Genomic DNA, 256 nt, shown 5'->3' with positions numbered 1-256 from the left:
GAGCCAGCAGTGTGCTGTCTGCCGCTTTCCAGGCGCGCCGGGCCAGCCCTAAAGCGCCCAAAATATCCAGCATCAGTACCACTACAATGACTTGTAGCGGGGGAAGGAACCAGAGCAGCCCCAGTGCCAACGTCATGGCAAAGCCAAAGCCGGTATAGCCGCGAACCCCGCCTGCAAGAAGTGCCAGCAATGTTCCCGGTAGCAGCCAGTGGACGTCTGTCATGATGTGGTTCCCCTCAGTGACGTGGTCTATGAC

At 59.0% G+C, this 256-nt stretch carries 1 pseudogene; it reads right to left on the bottom strand.

Annotated elements, in window-relative coordinates:
* Nucleotides 1-223, bottom strand: a pseudogene (locus R0J92_RS24560) (hypothetical protein); the annotation flags it as partial.
* Nucleotides 224-256: the final 33 nt, after the last annotated feature.

Origin of the sequence: Tritonibacter sp. SIMBA_163, assembly GCF_046535935.1 — a bacterium.
GTDB classification, from domain to species: domain Bacteria; phylum Pseudomonadota; class Alphaproteobacteria; order Rhodobacterales; family Rhodobacteraceae; genus Epibacterium; species Epibacterium scottomollicae.
This window is presented reverse-complemented; position numbering and strand designations above follow the sequence as displayed.